The sequence below is a fragment of the Georgenia yuyongxinii genome (genome assembly GCF_006352065.1).
GTDB classification, from domain to species: Bacteria; Actinomycetota; Actinomycetes; order Actinomycetales; family Actinomycetaceae; genus Georgenia; species Georgenia yuyongxinii.
On sequence record NZ_CP040915.1, the window covers coordinates 3,507,711 to 3,523,839 of the forward strand.

A 16,129-nucleotide genomic window follows, 5' to 3' on the forward strand; every position below is an offset into this window, starting at 1 on the left:
CCGTGCACAGGAAGGCACGGGGCTCGCACGCCACGAGGGCTGGGGAACTCGCATCTCACCTGCGCTGGCTCCGCGTTCGCGGACTTGGCCCCGTCTGGTGGACGGGCGACCGGCGGTCTTTGGCAGTTGTCGAGGCTACCGGAGCGGCGGCGGCCGGAGCAAGCGGGCGACGGCGGAGCGGGCGTGACGTGTACCACGTGCCAGCTCCCACGTGCCACGGCGCGCGTCAGCGCGTGGCGTCCTCGTGGTCCAGGCGGCGCAGGTAGACGTTGTCCGCGCGGCTCGGTGCGCCGGGCGCCACGAACAGCACGCCCATCAGGGCTCCGAGGACCCAGGTGGCGAGGTTCGTCACGGTGCCCCACGTGAGCACCGCGCCGTTTCCCCCGCCCAGCAGCGACAGCGGTGTCAGGAGCACCCAGGTGCCCAGCCCGAAGAGGGCCGCGAGCCGGGCCGCCTCGCTGCGGTCGGTGAGCCCGTGGCGCTGGCGCACGAGGACCAGACCGATGACGCCCACGACGGCCATGCGGATCACCTCGAGTGCGAGGAGGGGGGTGACCCACCCGGGACGGCCGGCCCCCAGGTGCAGGCTCAGCGTGGGTGAGGCCAGGACCATCCAGGCGAGGGCGATGTTCGTCACGGCGCCCATCGCGCTGGTCAGGGCGACCTCGCGCCAGCGGCCCGGGCCGGCGGTGCGCACGCGGGAGCGGCTCATCCCAGCGTCGCGCTCAGCACGGCGTCCTCGGCCGCGGAGCCGTCGAGCTCGCCCTCGGGTGCCACGGCCATGACGGTGTAGGTGCGCCCCTGCTCGTCGGCGAGCCAGAGCTGGAGGACGTCGTTGGTGTGCGTGCCACCGCCGTCCTCCTCGACCGACTGCGACCAGGTCAGGGCCACGGCCTCGGCGGCCCCGGGCCACTTCTCGGCGGAGCGGTGGATGTCGCTGTTGATCCCCGCCCCCTCAAGGAGCTGCTGCTGGAAGTAGGTCTCCTCGGTGAGCCCGCGGCCGAGGTCACCTTCCTGGACCTGCAGCGCGGGCAGCCCGGAGGCGGCGTCACCGCCCGGCAGCCGGTAGACGGCGGTGGTCATGCCCTTGTCGGTGGTGGGGGCCTCCTCGCTGGTGCCGTCCGGCACGGTGAGGGTGAGGCCGTCCACCGGGCTGACCTCGCGGCCCGCGGCGTCGGAAGGCACCAGACCGAGCGGTGCGTCGGTGGGCGTCATGTCGCCGGCCTCCTGGCTCGTCGTGGCCCCGGCCGCGTCGTCGGCGCCCTCGCCGTCCTGCCCGGCGCACCCGGCCAGGGCGAGCACGATCAGCGGGACGACGGCAAGGCTGCGCAGACTTCTCATGTGGGGGTCCTTTCGGGGGTGCGGCGGACTACGGCGGGCGGTCACGAGGGGCAGCTCACCCACGGCGGTCACGAGTGACAGCTCACCCACGGCGCCCATGCCTGGCCGTCCCAGTACTGGGCGTCGGTCACGTTCGTCTCGCTGGTGCTGTTGTCGTAGCGCGCGCCGAGGCCGATGCCGATCTTGCCGGAGGCGTTGAGCGCGAACGGCGTCTCGGAGGCGCCGTCGATCTCCTGGCGCCAGAGCTCTCCGCGGTCCTGGGCCGCCTGGACGAAGGTCTGGGCGGCGTTCAGCAACGATACCGGCCCGTTGGGGTTGGCTCCCCCGCGGTGTGCACCGGCGGGCACCGGGATGCCGGCGCCGCGGAGCAGGTCGGTGGCGATGGACAGGCTCTCGGGTGCGGTGAGGTCCACGGACGCGTTGATGACCTGACCGCCCGAGGCGTCGGGGCTGAAGCTCGGCCCGAAGACGGGGTCGATGCTCGCCTCGGCGGAGCCGAACATCGTGGCCTGGTACTCGACGTTGGTGAGGTAGTCGCCCGCGGGATCCACCGTCACGGCGATGACCCCCTGGATCCTGCCGTCGGCGGAGCCGCTCGTGTTCACCAGGCCGCCGGGCAGGTCCACGTCCGCCTGGGCGCCGGCATCGGCGTCGACCTGGTAGTAGGTGGTGATCTCGCCGGTCTCGAGGTTGGTCTCGACACCGATGGCCATCGCGAGGTTCGCCTCGGCCGAGGCCGACTGGTCCAGCGCGGTGGCGCTGGCGCTGGCGCTGCCCGTGGCGCCGACCGCACCGAAGATCGACGTGGGTGTGGGCGGCTGGTAGCGGTCCACCCAGGGCATGGCGTTCCACAGGTTCCGCGCCGGGCCCACGATGGGGGTGGTGGCGTTGAAGAGCTCGTCCTGGAAGTACCCGACGAGCGCGTCCTTCTCGGCCGCGTCGACCTCCCAGACCATGCCGCCCTCGATGAGGGCGCCACCGGAGGCCCCGGCCGTCAGCTCGCCGCCGTACTGCTGGTCGCCAACCGTGACCTGCAGGCCGCCGCCGACGCCGGCGCTGACCGCACCCTTGACGTCGCCCTGGTAGGTGACCCGGAAGGTGCCGTCCGCCAGCTCCTCGACGGCGACCGAGCCGCCCGTGTCCACGTCGATGAACGCGACGGAGACCCCGAGGGAGCGGGAGGTCTCCTCGGTGGCGACGACGCATACCTCGCCGGGCTCGCGCGAGTCGGCCGCGGCGTTACCGGAGCCGCCGCACTCGAGGCCGAAGGAGGAGAAGGCACGGCACAGGGTGTTCTCGAACGCGCCAGACAGTGCGCCACCCGGGGCGGCGGAGGTCAGCAGTGCGCCGACGACGAGCACGACGACGAAGAGGGTGCCCACCAGCTCGGCGGACGCGGCGCCCCGCTCGCCGTCCGGGCCGCCCGCAGCGGGGCGCGGCGCGAGCGCGCGGGCACGGGCCACCGCGCGGGCGACGGCCCCCCGCGCGGGCGCCGGCGGGTGGGTCGGGTGCGCTGGGCTCACCTGGTCTCCTCGGGTCGGCTGTGCGGCACCGTGACGGTGCCCGCGTCCGGTTCGGACGTTACGGACGGTCCTGGTAGGGCGGCCAGGGGCGGGTGCCCCGCCGGCGCCCCTCAACCGACGAGCCGGGTCTCGATCCGCAGCGCCGAGACCGGCGGGTCGAACGGGTCTGGGGGCTCGGGCGTGCAGGTCGGTTCGGGCTCGGGGGTCTCCCCGTCCTGGCCGGTCGGCGTCTCGGTCGCGCCGTCCGCGGGGCACTGGGTCTCGGCCGTCTCGTCCTCGGTCGGCTCGGCCGCCGTGCGGCAGCCGCCGTCGAGGTCGACACCGAGGAGCCCGCCGGCCAGGCAGAGGCCGCCCCGGAGCTCGATGCGGGCGGTGGCCTCGGCGTAGATGTAGTGCCCGGTCGGGTCCACCGGCTCGTGCGACTTCACCTCGACGCGGACCTCCCCGGCCCCCGGTCGCACACGCACATCGTGGCTCTGGAGCTCGGCGTCGTTGCGACCTGCGTACGTCCCGGCGGCCGCCCGCATGCCCGACGGCCCGTACGCGTCCAACGGCCGACCGAGCAACGCCCAGAAGTCCGCAGGTGACGTCGCGTGCAGAAGCCTGGAGTGCACGTCCTCCAGGCCGTCGGCCCAGAGCTCCACGGACGCCAGCGCGGCGGCGTCGGCGGCGGTTGCCTGCGTGCGCCGCTCGGTGACGGCCTGGCCGAGCGGCACGAGGAACAGCAGCCCGATCAGCGTCAGCAGTGCGGCCCCGGCCACGGCGAAGGGCAGGATGCTGCCCCGCTCACCGGCCAGGCGGGTGGCGCACCACCGCGGAAGCCGGATGACGCGCAACCGACCCAGCCGGGCGGCCAGCCTCACCCGGCCACCTCGATGTCGGTGAGGCGGAACGGCGGCTGGAACGAGTACGCGACCGGGTTGTCGTCCTCGTTGTGGACGTCGAGGGTGACGGAGTCTGCCGGCACCCCGGGCCAGACGACCGTGAGGGTCACCTGCTCCCCCGCCGTCAGGCCCGTGCGGGCGGCGAGCTCCGTCAGGCCACGCGGGTCCTCCTCGCCCATCTGGTAGTCCAGCGGGTAGATGCGCTGCCCGCCGTCGACCAGGGTGAGGTTGGTGGGCGAGAACTGCTGGGTCGGGGCGAAGCTGCCGCGGCTGTTGGCGGCCGTGCCCACGGAGAACCAGTTGCCGATGCTGGCGACCTCGCCGGCGACGTGCGAGACCTCGACCTCCCCCACCAGGTAGTCGCCGAGCCGGCGGACCTGCGCCAGCCGGACCGCGACCTGGCTGCCGTCGCGGCCCTCGAGGGTGACACCCTCGGACCCGGGGCCGGTGGGCCCGGCGCTGGCGGGCAGCTCCACTCCTGAGGCGCCGCCGACGACCCCGGCCGTGGGCGTTTCCTCGGGACGGAACTGCAGCTCGACGCGCCGGTTCTGGGCGCGTGCCTCGGTGGAGGTGCCCTCGGCCCGGGGCTCGGACTCCCCGCGTCCTTCGGTAGCCACGGTGTACGCGCCGAGGTCGGCCAGCGTCCCCAGGCGGGTGGCGACGGCGGCGGCTCGCTGCTCGGAGAGCGCCTGGTTGGCGGCGTCGTCGTCGACGGCGTCGGTGTGCCCGATGATCGTCAGCTCACCCGCGCCGTAGTCCGCGAGCTGCTCGGCCACCCCCGTCAGAGTGGCGTCGGCGTCCGGTGACAGGTCCGCGCTCGTGGGCGCGAACAGCACGTCGGCGGCGACGTTGATCTCGACCTCGTCCTCCACCACGCGGGTGTCGCTGGAGTCGTCGAGGGCCTCGGTGTAGGTGTTTAGCGTGGCCTCGTGGGCGGTGGCGCCGGGCTCGGCAAGCTCACCCAGGGCCTGCACGGCGTCCTCGCCGGCGTCCGCCGCCAGGATCACCGGGACGTCCTCGACCAGCCCGACCATGGGAATCATCACCGCGACGTCCTCGACGTCGACGGCACCGAACGCGACGTACCCGGTGACGGGCTGGTCCGGGCCGGCCACGAGCGGGTCGGTCGACGCGGCGATCTCCTCCTGGACGGTGCCTGCCACCGGGTCCACCAGCCGGAGGGCGTGCGGACCGGGCCGCTCCCCGGCGCCGAACGTCCAGTACTGCGCGAGGTCGACCGGCTCCGCGCCGTCTGCGGCGACCGCGGTGAGCGGCAGCACGCTGACGGCGCCGTCGTTCACGAGCGGACCGACCTCGACGGTGATCTCCGCCGCGCCGACGACAGCCGTGGTCGTCACTCCCGCCGGAGCCGCCGGCGTGGCGGTGGCCGAGGGCGTCTCGGACGCCGTCGGCGATGCCTCCGCGCCGGGGTCCTGGGCCGTGCAGCCGGCGAGCAGGCCGACGGCGCCCAGGAACGGCAGGATGATGGTGGTTCGGCGTCTCACGGGCGACCTTCCGGATCGGAGGGGTGGGTAGGCGTGCACGCGTGCGGATGCGGGTGCGCGGTGCGGCCCCCCTGCTCCGCACCACGCACCCGCACCCGGCGGACCTGCATCAGCCCCCGATGTTGCCGACTGCCTCGGTGATCCGCCCGCCGATCGCGCTGGCGATGCTGGGGCCGAACGCCACCAGGGCGGCGATGATCGCGACGACGACGAAGATGATGCCGGCGTACTCGGCGGAGCTCTGGCCCTTCTCCTCGTTCCGCAGGCGGTCGAACGCACCGGCCACGAGGGCCACGGTCGCGATCTGCGCGGCGAGAACCTGGGTCTTGACACGGTTCATCATGGAGTGCTCCTCGCTATCGGCAGGGTTCTGAGCCCCGCTGTGGTTGTCAGTTGGGACGTTACGGACACCTAGCGCCCCACGGGCAGGGCCGTCTGCCCCGAGACGCGCCCCTGGTCGGGGCCCCGCCCCGCCTCCGCGTCGAGCCAGGCCACGACGGCCTCGGCACGGTTGTGCACGCCGAGCTTGGGGTAGGTGGCGTTGAGGTAGTTCTTCACCGTGCGGGGCGAGAGGAACTGCGCGCGGGCGATCTCGTCGTTGCTCAGGCCCTGCGCGGCGGCCTCGAGCACCTCGGCCTCACGCTCGGTGAGGGCGGCGCGCAGCGGGTTCACGCCGGTCGGTCCGCCCGAGGTGACCGCCATGACACCCGTGGCCTGCCTGCTGAGGACGAGGCCGCCGGAGAGGCAGGTGCGCAGGGCGCCGGCGAGCTCGCGCGGGCCGATCTCGCCGTGCACCAGGTACCCGCGGGCGCCGGCGCGCAACGCCTCGCGGACGATCTCGGGGTCTTCTGAGTGGGTCAGCATGAGTGTCGGCGTGCTCGCCGCGATCACGTCGAGCACCTCGAGGCCGGACATCCGAGGCATCCGCACGTCCAGCAGGACGACGTCGGGCGGGTCGGCGGCCACGGCGTCGACGGCGGCGCGGCCGTCCGCGGCCTCGCACACCTCGCCCACCTCGTCCACCTGCTCGAGGGCGGCGCGCACGCCGAGCCGCACGATCGGGTTGTCGTCCACGACGAGGACCTTCATGACGGTTGGTTCCTTCCTGTCGGGATGGTGGGTGCGGGCGCCGCGGCGTCGACCGGAACCGGGGCTCCGGCGTCGTCCAGGGCAGCCGCCGGCTGGTGGGGCACCGCCGGCAGGTGCACGTGGATCTGGGTGCCGGTCCCGCCCGGTGGGACGCTCACGGTCACGCACCCGCCTACCTCCGCCGCCCGCTCGCGCACCCCGATGAGGCCGTAGTGGCCGCCGAGCGCGAGGGCGTCGTGGTCCAGCGGCGGCAGCCCCCGCCCGTCGTCGGCGACCACCAGGTCGAGGGCGTCCGGGGCGAGGCGAAGCGTGACGGTGGCACGGGAGGCCCCGGCGTGGCGGTGGATGTTCTCGAGGAGCTCGCCGAGGATGCGGATCGCGCGCCAGCTGGCCTCCGCGTCGGTCGGCCCGGTGTCCTCGCCCTGGACCTGGAGGTCGACGGGGATGCCGGTCCGCTCGTGCCAGAGCCGGGCCTCGAGCCGGACGGCGTCACCGAGCTGGTCCCGCGCGAGCGCGCGAAGCCCGCCCAGCACCTCCCGCGCCTCGCGGGTGGCCGTGTCGCACGCGTCGAAGATGACGTCCGCGGTCCCGGCGTGCGCGGAGCCGTCGGCGTGGAGACGCTCCGCGAGCACCTCGGTGAGCATGCGCACACCGTGCAGGGTCTTGGCGAGGGAGTCGTGCATCTCCCGTGCCAGGGCCGCGCGTTCGCTCACCGCGGCCTTGCGGGTGCGCAGCTCGATCAGCTCGCGGGCTAGGCGGCCCTGACGGCGCAGCGCCTGCCCCAGGCGGCCCGAGAGGTGTGAGAGGAACGCCGCCGCGGGGACGAGCAGCAGCCACTCCGGCGCGGTGCGGCCCGGCGTCGCGATCGAGGCGGCGAGCAGACAGCAGGCCGAGACGACCACGGCCCACGCCAGTGCGCGCCACCGGGGAAGGAGGATGCCCAGCAGCGCCGCGGAGACCAGGACGTACGCGGCGGTCAGCGCGTTCCCGGCGCCGGCGGCCCCGGCCGCCCCGGCGACGACGAGCGTCATGAGCGCGTCACTGAGGAGGAACCGGCGGTCGTCGGAGAAGAGCCGGGGCCGGGCGGCCCAGTACCGCAGGGGCAGCCAGCTGAAGGGGATCGCGAGCAGCAGCACCACGAGGAGGGGGCTCGGCCGGGCGGTTGCCTCCAGGACGACGAGCGCGGCCAGGGTGGCCAGGCGCGCGTCGCAGACGAACTGCACCGCGCCGGTGATGCTGGCCGTCTCCAGCGATCCCGGTCCGCGCGCCGCCAGCCGGGCGGTCAGGTCAGCCGAAGACATCGCCGAGCGACCCGAGGTTGGAGATGAGCATCCCGGCCATCATGAGGATGAGGGCGCCGGGCACGATCGTCATGGTCACGACCAGCGAGACCCGCGGCGCGGCCTTCGCCGCGTCGCGACGCACCTGCTGGGCACGCTGGCGCCGGACCTCCGAGGAGATGCTGCCCAGGGCCTCGGCGAGCGGCACCCCGAGCTCCTCGGCCTGCAGCAGGGCGGTGACGAAGGTGCTGACGTTCTCGGACTGGGCGCGGTCGCGCACCCCGATGAAGGCGTCCCGGCGAGGGATGCCGAGCTGCATCTCGCGCAGGGCGGTGGCCATCTCCTCCGCCAGCGGGCCGGCGTGGAAAGCGCTCACGCGCTCGACCGCCTGCCGGAACGAGGTACCGGCGCGCACGGTCACCCCGAGCACGTCGAGGAAGTCGGGCAGGTCGCGGTCGATCTGGCGGCGCCGGCGCGCGGCGACCATGCGCAGCCACACCTCCATCCAGGCCGCGAACACGAGGCCGAAGATGACGCCGAGCAGTGCCTGCCCCGCCAGGGCGAGAAGGACGACGACGACCATGCCGAGCACGGTGAAGCCCGCCTGCCGCTGCATGAACGCACTGACGGTGAGCCGCTCCGGCCGGCCGGCACGGCGCAGGCGGTCCTCGAGCCGGCGCAGCCGGGCGGGACCGTACATGGCCATCAGCGTGCGCTGGAACCGGGCGCCGAGCCGGTCCACGAACGCCGCGAACCCGCGCGGACCCTCGTCCTCCTCGCCCTGGCGGGTGATCACCTGGTCCTCGAGCCCGGTGGAGCCGAGCAGCCGCAGACCCTGGGCGCCGAAGAGCACGAGCAGCGCACCCGCGGCCCCCACGAGCAGGGCCGCCATCAGATCTCCACCTTGGTCATCATCTTCATCAGCACGAAGCCGACGACGAAGCAGCCGCCGGCCGCGGCCAGCGCCAGCTGCCCGAGGGGCGAGCTGGCCATGACGTCGAGGATCCCGGGCACGAACAGGTTCATGAGGAGCACCGAGGCCACGCCGATGGCCACGACGGCGTAACCGCCGAAGACGGAGCCGAGCATGACCGTGCCGACCTCGCGGCGCAGCTCCTTGCGGTCCTCGAGGGAGGAGGCGATGTCGCTGAGAGCGGTGACGAGCGCACCGCCGGCGCGCGACTGGATGACGATGGTCTGCACCAGGACGCTGAGCTCGCGGGAGGGCAGGCGGGTCGCGAGGTCGCGCATGGCGTACTCGAGGTCGCGGCCGAGGCGCAGCTGGCCGACGACCTTGACCAGCTCGCTCGACGCCGGCTCGCTCATCTCCCGGGACGCCATCTCCAGGCCGCGGCGGATGGACAGGCCGGCCGCGGCGGAGTTGGCGAGCAGCCGGGCGAGCTCGGGCAGCTGGGCGATGAACCGGTCGGTGCGGCGCAGCACCCGGTGGTCGAGCCACCGGGAGACCGCCACCGGGATGGCGACGACGATCACGATGGTGCTGATCCGCCCGAGGGTGGGCAGCAGGACCGCGACGGCCAGGGCCATCGCGAGCAGCTCGGTGGTGACCAGGCGGGCCGGCGACCAGCTCAGGCCCGCGCCACCGAGCCGGGCCTGGAGCCGCCGGCCGGGCCGGGTGCGCCGGATCCAGCCGTCCACCCGGACGAGCAGGCCGGCGACCGGCCGGCGGGTGAGAGTCCCGGACACCTCGACCACCTGCTGCGTGCGCAGGGCGTTGTCGATGAGCACGGACATGGCCCACAGGCCCACGGCCAGGGTGAGGAGGGTCGCGAGCAGGACCGCCTCGGCGGAGCCCCACGTCATCGCGGCACCTCGCTCGGCCGGCCGGCGTCGGCGAACTGCTGCGGCACGGCCTCCCCCGCGCGCAGGAGGCGGTCGCGCAGCGTCCCCGGCAGCACGAGGTGGCGGAAGGTCGGCGGGGTGCCGGCCGGGGCACCGAACGGCGCGGGCACGAGCTCGGTGAGGGCCTCGGTGCGGAAGGCCTCCCGGCGGGAGGAGGTGACGGCGTGGACCTCGCTGACCCGGCGGCTGCCGTCGGCGCCGCGCTCGAGCTGGACGACGACGTCGATCGCGCCGTTGATCTGGTCGCGCAGCGTCTCCACGGGCAGGGCCAGGTCGGTCATCGACGCCAGGGTCTCCAGCCGGCCGAGCGCCTCGGCCGCACCGTTGGCGTGCACGGTGGTCAGCGAGCCCTCGTGACCGGTGTTCATGGCCTGGAGCATGTCCAGGGTCTCACCGCCGCGGACCTCGCCGACGACGATGCGGTCGGGCCGCATGCGCAGGCTGTTGCGGACGAGGTCGCGGATCGTCACGGCGCCCTGACCCTCGACGTTGGCCGGGCGCGACTCCAGCCGGACGACGTGCGGCTGCTGGAGGGACAGCTCGGCGGCGTCCTCGATGGTGACGATGCGCTCGCCGTCGGGGATCATGCCGGACAGCGCGTTGAGGAAGGTGGTCTTGCCCGAGCCGGTGCCGCCGGAGACCAGCACGTTGCACCGGGCACGCACCATCGCCGCGAGCAGCAGGGCCAGCGGCTCGTCGATGGTGCCGCGCGCGACGAGGTCCCCCATGCGGAAGGGCTGGGGGAACCGGCGGATGGTCAGGGTCGGGCCGTCCATGGCGAGCGGCGGGATGATGACGTTGACACGCTCGCCGGTGGCGAGGCGGGCGTCGACCATGGGGCTGGACTCGTCCACGCGGCGGTTCACCGAGGACACGATGCGGTCGATGGTCTGGTACAGCTGGGCCTCGGAGGCGAAGGCGGTGGGCACGCGTTCGATCCGGCCGCGCCGCTCGACGAAGACGTCCCGGTAGCCGTTGACCATGATCTCGGTGACGGTCTCGTCGGCGAGCAGTCCCTCCAGGACACCGAGCCCTACTGTGTCGTCGACGATCCGCTGGATCAGCCGCCCGCGCTCGCGGGAGGACATGACCGGGCCCTCGAAGGAGAGCACCCGGGCCAGGACCCGCTCGAGGCGTGCCCGCCGCTTGGGCAGATCGAGGTCGGTGACCTCCTCGAGGTCCACCTCCTCGAGGAGCCGGGCCTTGAACTTGGTGACGAGGTCGTCTGAGTCGTCGACGGACCGGGAGTCCGTCGAGAGCCTGTCTCGCAGCGCCATCGGTCAGCCCGGGAAGTCCGCGGTGCGCCGCACGGTGACGGTGTCCACGCTGAAGGAGGGGATGCCGATGGGGATGCGCGCCTCCACGCTGACGCAGTGCCCCGCGCAGTCGGCGACGGCGGCCGCACCGGTGTCGATGCGCTCGACGGTGATCCAGTCGGGGACCTGGTCGTGCACCGCCTGGTCGACGGACCGCTGGCCGGTCATCTGCGCGCGCGCGCCGTCGCGGGCGGCCTGCTGGACGGCGGAGACGGTGGTCACTGCCAGCATGCCCTGGACGACGACGAGGGTGATCAGCACGAGGATGGGCACGACCCCGACGAGCTCCACGCTCAGGGCGCCGCGCTCCCGGCCCGCCTGGCGGAGCCGCCTCATCGGCCCTCCCACAAGATCTCCGCGGTGGCGCGGGTGTCGGGCAGGGTCAGCGGCGAGGGGGTGCGCAGCGTGACGGTGACCTTGTCCGCCGTCGGGTCGGAGACGGTGCCGCCCGAGCGCCAGGCGGCGGGGACTCGGTCCATGACCTCGGTGTAGACATCCTCGGCCGGCATGCCGCGGCCGAAGGCACGCGCAGCCTCCTGGGCGGCGTTGCCGGCGTAGATGTGGGTGACGCCCCACACGATCAGCTGGATGCACACCAGGAGCACGAGCGTGGCGAGCGCGAGGACGACCGGGGTCTCCACCGCGATCTGCCCGGACTCACCGGCCGGCTGACGCAGCCGCGGGACCCGCCGAGCGGGCTCGCGGCGTCGGCGCACGCGCGTCTCGCGCTGCGGCGCCTGTTCGGCGGTCGGTGGCGGGGGCGGCGCGAGGGATGCCTTCACGGCCTGCATGGGCTTCGCCAGCTCGGGCAGCCGGGCGTCGAGGGCGGTCGCGGTGTTCAGCGCGGCTTCCAGGGACTGCCCGGCGCGCGGGATGCTGGCCGCGACCGGGATTCCGGAGAGCTTGGGCGCCATCGCGGGCTGGATCTCCGCGGACCGGTCGGTCATGTTGAGCAGGAGCCGCAACGGTGCCGAGCCGCGCACCTCCAGCCGGTCCAGGGCCTCCGAGAGACGACGGGCGCCCCGCAGCGCGGGCACGTCCGGGGTGGTCACCACGAGGATCTCGTTCGCGGACTCCAGCCCCATGGCCGTGACATCGTCGAGGCGCGACCCGCAGTCGATGACCACGCGCTCGTACTGGTAGCGCAGCGCCTGGACGATCTGACGCGTCGCCGCCTCGGACATCTCCTCCCCGTGCTCGCCCTCGTTGGGCGCCGGGATGAGGCTGATGCGGTGGGGCAGGGAGTAGGTGACCTCGCCGAGGGCCCGGCCGGTCAGCTCGTCCGCGACCTCGACCAGGTCCACCACGCTGCGGCGCACCGAAACACCGGCGTAGGAGGCGAGGTCGCCGCCGCGCACGTCGAGGTCCACCAGGCAGGTGGTGTGCTCGGCGGCCAGCTCCTTCGCGAGCAGCAGCGCGAGCAGGGAGGTGCCCACCCCGCCCTTGGCCCCGACGAGGGCGATGACCTCACCCGCGGCACCCTGGTTGCCGCTGGAGTCGTCGATCTGGCGCCGCACCGACCGCGACCAGGTGGCCGCGGACTCGATGCGCGTGACGAACTGCTCCAGCGACGGCGGCATGGCCAGGATCGAGCGCGCGCCGACATCCATCGCGGTGGCCAGCGCCTCGGGCGTCGCTTGCTGGACGAGGACCAGGGTGGCGATCAGCGGGTGGTCCAGACCGACCTCACGGGCGGTCTCGAACCCCAGACCGCCATCGAGGCGCTCGTCCACGAGCACCACGTCCGGCGAGGACAGGGCGAGCTCGTGGCGCAGCTGCGCGACCGAGCCGACGACGGCCTGCGCCAACACGCTCTCCGCCTCGGCCAGGGTGGCCCGGACCTGCTCGACCGTTCGGGCGTCGTCCGAGACGACGAGCACGTTGAACGTCATGGCGCCACCACCTGTGGGATCTGTTCGTACACGCGTTGCTCGGCCGGTACGTCGGTCTCGTCCCCGAGCCCGCGCAGCGCGAGCCGGAGCTTGACGGCGAAGCTTTCCGCGTAGGCCACGCGGAGGGCGTCGTTCGTGCTGAGTGCGAAAGTCACGGGCACGCCCTGCGAGTCGGTGAAACCGCCCTGGGGGTTCTCCTCCTCCACGGCCTGGGGCAGGCCGACCTCGATCACGAGGGCGTTGCTCACCCAGACCTCGGCACGCTGGGCGTCGGTGACCGGGTCGACGGTGGTCGCCAGGAGGTCCACCCGGTCGCCCGGGCCGACCTTGCCGGCGACGCCGGTCTCGGCGTCGACCATGATGGCGACCTCGCGGTAGCCGGGCTGCAGACCGGGCGCCTCGCGGAGCATGCCGTCCTGGACGAGCGCACCGGCCCGATAAGTGCCGGCCGAGACCAGGCCGGCCACCTGCTCGGGCTCGGTGAGCGCACCCTCTGGGACCCAGCGAGCAGGCCGCTCGACCACCTCGATCATGTCCTGCGTCACCGGTTCAAGCTCTTCGACGTCCCGGCTCAGGGTCACCACCGGGACGAGGTTGCCCACCTGGGAGGCCACCGACGACACGTACGCGGAGACCGCGAAGAAGACGATGACGGCGCCGATTCCGGTGGCCAGCAGGAGGAGCACGCCGCGGCGCTGCCGCGGGTTCATCGTGCGCCCCCGGAATTCACGGTCACGGCGGTCTCCGAACGGTCGGCGGCCCCGGCAGTGACGTCGTCGCCGCCGGTGTTGCCGCAGAAGATGCAGCGCGGTCCGGTCGCGGGCCGGTCACACATCGGGCACGGCCGGGCCGGGAGCGCGGCGAGGATCTCGCGCGCGACGACGTCAGGCGTCCGGTCGAGCCAGCTGGCCTCCGCCCACTCGCGGGCGCGCCAGGCGGGGGCCTGGGGACGCGCCGGAAGGGTGAGGTCGGGGTCGCGGGCCGGCTCGAGCGTGACCGTGAGGCGGCGGCGCTCCGGCGAGGCATCCCAGACGACGACGTCGGCAGGGGCGACCGGCCAGACCACAGACCGGGTCTCGCGGACCTCACCGGCGGTGATGTCCACGTCGAACGCGGTCGACGGGAGCCAGCCGCGCACGTGCTGGCGCAGCGTCGGAGCCGGGTTGCCCAGGCGGCTGACCGAGGAGAGGGCGAGCCGCGTGCGGACGCGGCCGGCGGCGCGGGCCGCGACGGCCGGAGCGCTGGCGTAGCGCGCGAGGGGAAGCGCGAGAAGGCAAGACGCCACGAGGATGCGAGCAGTGCGGTGACCGCTCAGCACGACCAGCCCCACATCGCCCCGGGCCATCGCCGTGCGCGCCATGCGGGAGGTGCGCTCCGTCTCGCCGGGGCCGGAAATCACCAGCACGTCCCCGCCGCGCGAGCGGTCGAGAACATCGGCCGCCTCCTCTGCGTCGGAGACTGCGACGACGCCGTCACCGCCCGGCAGCTCGCCGAATCCGACGAGTACCCTCATAAACTCCCCCTGTCCCCCGTTGCCACGAACCTGCGGGCGCGCCAAAAGATCGGAAGAAACCTCATGACAGCCGCCGCGCCGGTGTGGGCAAACCGGAACGAAGTCTACCGATTGGCTGTTAACGGGCAAATGGTGACCAATTTGTGGGTGGCCCGCAACCGGGCGGAACGGCGCCAGGGACTGCTCGGGACCGACCACCTGGACGGCGCACTGTTGATCGAGCGGTGCTCCTCGGTGCACACCGTCGGCATGCGCTACGCCATCGACGTGGCGTTCGTCGGTGCCGCGGGGCGGGTCCGCGATGTCGTCACCATGGTGCCCGGCCGGGTGGGCCTGCCGCGTCCGCTGGCGCGCGCGGTCGTCGAGGCACCGGCCGGAGAGCTGCGGCGCCTGGGGGTGCGGCCGGGGACGGTTCTCGCTGCCCTATAACCCCGCCAGGGTGGCGACGGCGCGACGGTGGCAGCGGGCACGGGCACGGGCACGGGCACGGGCACGGGCACGGGCAGTCGATCGTCGCAGCGTGTGGTTAGGGTGACCCGGTCGATCGACGTGCCGACACCGGCACCGAACCGGAGGGACGCGCGAGCGCATGGCGGCACTGGTCATCTTCTTGTTCCTGGCGGGTCTTGCCCTCGTGGCGGGCGGCATCATCCTGCTGGTGCGCCGTGGCGCCGGCGCGGGCTCGTCCGGCCCGCGCGTGCCGGTCCCGGCGACCGTCGTCCGGCAGGTCGGTCTGCGTCAGCCGCCCGTGCTGGAGGTCGACTACCCGGGGCCGGACGGCCGCCCGTTGCGCGGGCGCGTGAGCGTCCCGATGAGCGCGGCCGGCTTCGGGCAGGCGCTGCTCACAGGCGGTTCGCCCACCACGGTGTGGGTCGATCCCCGCCGGCCCGAGGACATCTCGCTGCAGCAGTCCGGCCGGTCCGGCTCGGGACGGGCGCTCGGCGGCGCGCTGATGCTGTTCTTCGGTCTCGGCGCGCTCTTCTTCGGCGCCATGTTCTCGTTCCTGCTCCCGTTCGGGTGACTGCGCCCACGCCGTCGGGTGGCATCTCGACGTCGTGACAGAGAAACGCCCGGCCCGGCACTCCCCGAGGAGTGCCGGGCCGGGCGTCGATCAGGCCTAGATCAGGACGCGTCCTCGCTGACGAGGTTGCGCGTCTTGGTGGCGTCCAGCGGGATGCCGGGGCCCATGGTCGTGCTCATCGTGGCCTTGGTGATGTAGCGGCCCTTGGAGCTGGCCGGCTTGAGGCGGAGGATCTCCTCCTGCGCAGCGGCGTAGTTGTCCACGAGCTGCTTCTCGTCGAAGCTGGCCTTGCCGATGATGAAGTGCAGGTTCGAGTGCTTGTCCACGCGGAACTCGATGCGGCCGCCCTTGATGTCGGACACGGCCTTGGCCACGTCCATCGTCACGGTGCCGGTCTTCGGGTTCGGCATGAGGCCACGCGGGCCGAGCACGCGGCCGAGCCGGCCGACCTTGCCCATGAGGTCGGGGGTGGCCACCGCGGCGTCGAAGTCGACGTATCCGGCCGCGACCTTCTCGATCAGCTCGTCGCCACCGACCTCGTCGGCCCCGGCCTCGATGGCCTGGTTCGCCCGGTCACCGACGGCGAAGACCAGGACCCGAGCGGTCTTGCCGGTGCCGTGCGGCAGGTTGACGGTGCCGCGCACCATCTGGTCTGCCTTGCGGGGATCGACGCCGAGGCGGAAGACGACCTCGACGGTGGAGTCGAACTTGGTGGTGGCGGTCTCCTTCGCCAGGCGCACGGCCTGGAGCGGAGCGTAGAGCTCGCCGTCGTGGATCTTCTCGGAAACCTTGCGGTACGTCTTGCTGCGCGTTGCCATCTGCTTCTCCTGGATGCAGTCGTGGTCTGCGGGTCCGCGCGGACCCTGCCACTGCACGCCCGAGGGCGCGCTTACGGATGTGTC

General features: G+C 73.4%; 18 protein-coding genes. 2 read left to right on the forward strand and 16 right to left on the reverse strand.

Annotation, left to right across the window (positions count from 1 at the left end; translation table 11 throughout):
• Nucleotides 1-226: 226 nt before the first annotated feature.
• The 15 genes from FE374_RS15895 to FE374_RS15965 form a co-directional block, all read right to left on the reverse strand.
• The gene (locus FE374_RS15895) at nucleotides 227-712 is read right to left on the reverse strand and encodes a hypothetical protein (RefSeq protein ID WP_139930150.1); all 486 of its coding nucleotides are present in this window, start codon (nucleotides 710-712) and stop codon (nucleotides 227-229) included.
• The gene (locus FE374_RS15900; RefSeq protein WP_139930151.1) at nucleotides 709-1,341 is read right to left on the reverse strand and encodes a hypothetical protein; all 633 of its coding nucleotides are present in this window, start codon (nucleotides 1,339-1,341) and stop codon (nucleotides 709-711) included. Before FE374_RS15900 ends, FE374_RS15895 begins: the two co-directional genes overlap by 4 nt.
• Nucleotides 1,342-1,409: 68 nt before the next feature.
• Nucleotides 1,410-2,864 (reverse strand): hypothetical protein, encoded by a 1,455-nt coding sequence (locus FE374_RS15905; protein WP_139930152.1) that lies wholly within the window; start codon nucleotides 2,862-2,864, stop codon nucleotides 1,410-1,412.
• Nucleotides 2,865-2,974: 110 nt separating this feature from the next.
• The gene (locus FE374_RS15910) at nucleotides 2,975-3,727 is read right to left on the reverse strand and encodes a pilus assembly protein TadG-related protein (RefSeq protein WP_139930153.1); all 753 of its coding nucleotides are present in this window, start codon (nucleotides 3,725-3,727) and stop codon (nucleotides 2,975-2,977) included.
• Nucleotides 3,724-5,253 carry an OmpA family protein gene (locus tag FE374_RS15915; RefSeq protein WP_139930154.1) on the reverse strand — a complete coding sequence of 510 codons (1,530 nt, stop codon included), beginning with the start codon at nucleotides 5,251-5,253 and terminating at the stop codon, nucleotides 3,724-3,726. The genes FE374_RS15910 and FE374_RS15915 overlap by 4 nt, the downstream gene beginning before the upstream one ends.
• A gap of 109 nt (nucleotides 5,254-5,362) precedes the next feature.
• Complete coding sequence (locus tag FE374_RS15920) at nucleotides 5,363-5,596, reverse strand: hypothetical protein (RefSeq protein ID WP_139930155.1); 234 nt, start codon at nucleotides 5,594-5,596, stop codon at nucleotides 5,363-5,365.
• A gap of 68 nt (nucleotides 5,597-5,664) precedes the next feature.
• Nucleotides 5,665-6,342: a response regulator gene (locus FE374_RS15925; RefSeq protein WP_139930156.1), complete on the reverse strand. Its 678-nt coding sequence runs from the start codon at nucleotides 6,340-6,342 to the stop codon at nucleotides 5,665-5,667.
• Nucleotides 6,339-7,643 (reverse strand): sensor histidine kinase, encoded by a 1,305-nt coding sequence (locus FE374_RS15930; protein ID WP_139930157.1) that lies wholly within the window; start codon nucleotides 7,641-7,643, stop codon nucleotides 6,339-6,341. Before FE374_RS15930 ends, FE374_RS15925 begins: the two co-directional genes overlap by 4 nt.
• Nucleotides 7,630-8,514, reverse strand: coding sequence for a type II secretion system F family protein (locus FE374_RS15935; protein ID WP_139930158.1), 885 nt, complete (start codon nucleotides 8,512-8,514; stop codon nucleotides 7,630-7,632). The genes FE374_RS15930 and FE374_RS15935 overlap by 14 nt, the downstream gene beginning before the upstream one ends.
• On the reverse strand, nucleotides 8,514-9,446 hold the full coding sequence (locus FE374_RS15940; RefSeq protein WP_139930159.1) for a type II secretion system F family protein: 933 nt from the start codon (nucleotides 9,444-9,446) through the stop codon (nucleotides 8,514-8,516). The genes FE374_RS15935 and FE374_RS15940 overlap by 1 nt, the downstream gene beginning before the upstream one ends.
• The gene (locus FE374_RS15945; protein ID WP_139930160.1) at nucleotides 9,443-10,762 is read right to left on the reverse strand and encodes a CpaF family protein; all 1,320 of its coding nucleotides are present in this window, start codon (nucleotides 10,760-10,762) and stop codon (nucleotides 9,443-9,445) included. The genes FE374_RS15940 and FE374_RS15945 overlap by 4 nt, the downstream gene beginning before the upstream one ends.
• A gap of 3 nt (nucleotides 10,763-10,765) precedes the next feature.
• Nucleotides 10,766-11,137 carry a TadE/TadG family type IV pilus assembly protein gene (locus FE374_RS15950; protein ID WP_139930161.1) on the reverse strand — a complete coding sequence of 124 codons (372 nt, stop codon included), beginning with the start codon at nucleotides 11,135-11,137 and terminating at the stop codon, nucleotides 10,766-10,768.
• On the reverse strand, nucleotides 11,134-12,693 hold the full coding sequence (locus tag FE374_RS15955; RefSeq protein WP_139930162.1) for an AAA family ATPase: 1,560 nt from the start codon (nucleotides 12,691-12,693) through the stop codon (nucleotides 11,134-11,136). Before FE374_RS15955 ends, FE374_RS15950 begins: the two co-directional genes overlap by 4 nt.
• On the reverse strand, nucleotides 12,690-13,403 hold the full coding sequence (gene cpaB, locus FE374_RS15960) for a Flp pilus assembly protein CpaB (RefSeq protein WP_139930163.1): 714 nt from the start codon (nucleotides 13,401-13,403) through the stop codon (nucleotides 12,690-12,692). Before cpaB ends, FE374_RS15955 begins: the two co-directional genes overlap by 4 nt.
• Nucleotides 13,400-14,206 carry a hypothetical protein gene (locus tag FE374_RS15965; RefSeq protein WP_139930164.1) on the reverse strand — a complete coding sequence of 269 codons (807 nt, stop codon included), beginning with the start codon at nucleotides 14,204-14,206 and terminating at the stop codon, nucleotides 13,400-13,402. The genes cpaB and FE374_RS15965 overlap by 4 nt, the downstream gene beginning before the upstream one ends.
• A 129-nt stretch (nucleotides 14,207-14,335) precedes the next feature.
• On the opposite strand from FE374_RS15965, the gene FE374_RS15970 reads away from it, so the two are divergent.
• Together FE374_RS15970 and FE374_RS15975 are read left to right on the forward strand one after the other, a co-directional pair.
• Nucleotides 14,336-14,635: a DUF192 domain-containing protein gene (locus tag FE374_RS15970; RefSeq protein WP_139930165.1), complete on the forward strand. Its 300-nt coding sequence runs from the start codon at nucleotides 14,336-14,338 to the stop codon at nucleotides 14,633-14,635.
• Nucleotides 14,636-14,795: 160 nt separating this feature from the next.
• Nucleotides 14,796-15,227: a DUF3592 domain-containing protein gene (locus tag FE374_RS15975; RefSeq protein ID WP_139930166.1), complete on the forward strand. Its 432-nt coding sequence runs from the start codon at nucleotides 14,796-14,798 to the stop codon at nucleotides 15,225-15,227.
• Nucleotides 15,228-15,328: 101 nt separating this feature from the next.
• On the opposite strand, the gene rplA is transcribed toward FE374_RS15975, so the two are convergent.
• Nucleotides 15,329-16,045 carry a 50S ribosomal protein L1 gene (rplA, locus tag FE374_RS15980; RefSeq protein WP_139930167.1) on the reverse strand — a complete coding sequence of 239 codons (717 nt, stop codon included), beginning with the start codon at nucleotides 16,043-16,045 and terminating at the stop codon, nucleotides 15,329-15,331.
• Nucleotides 16,046-16,129 lie beyond the last annotated feature (84 nt).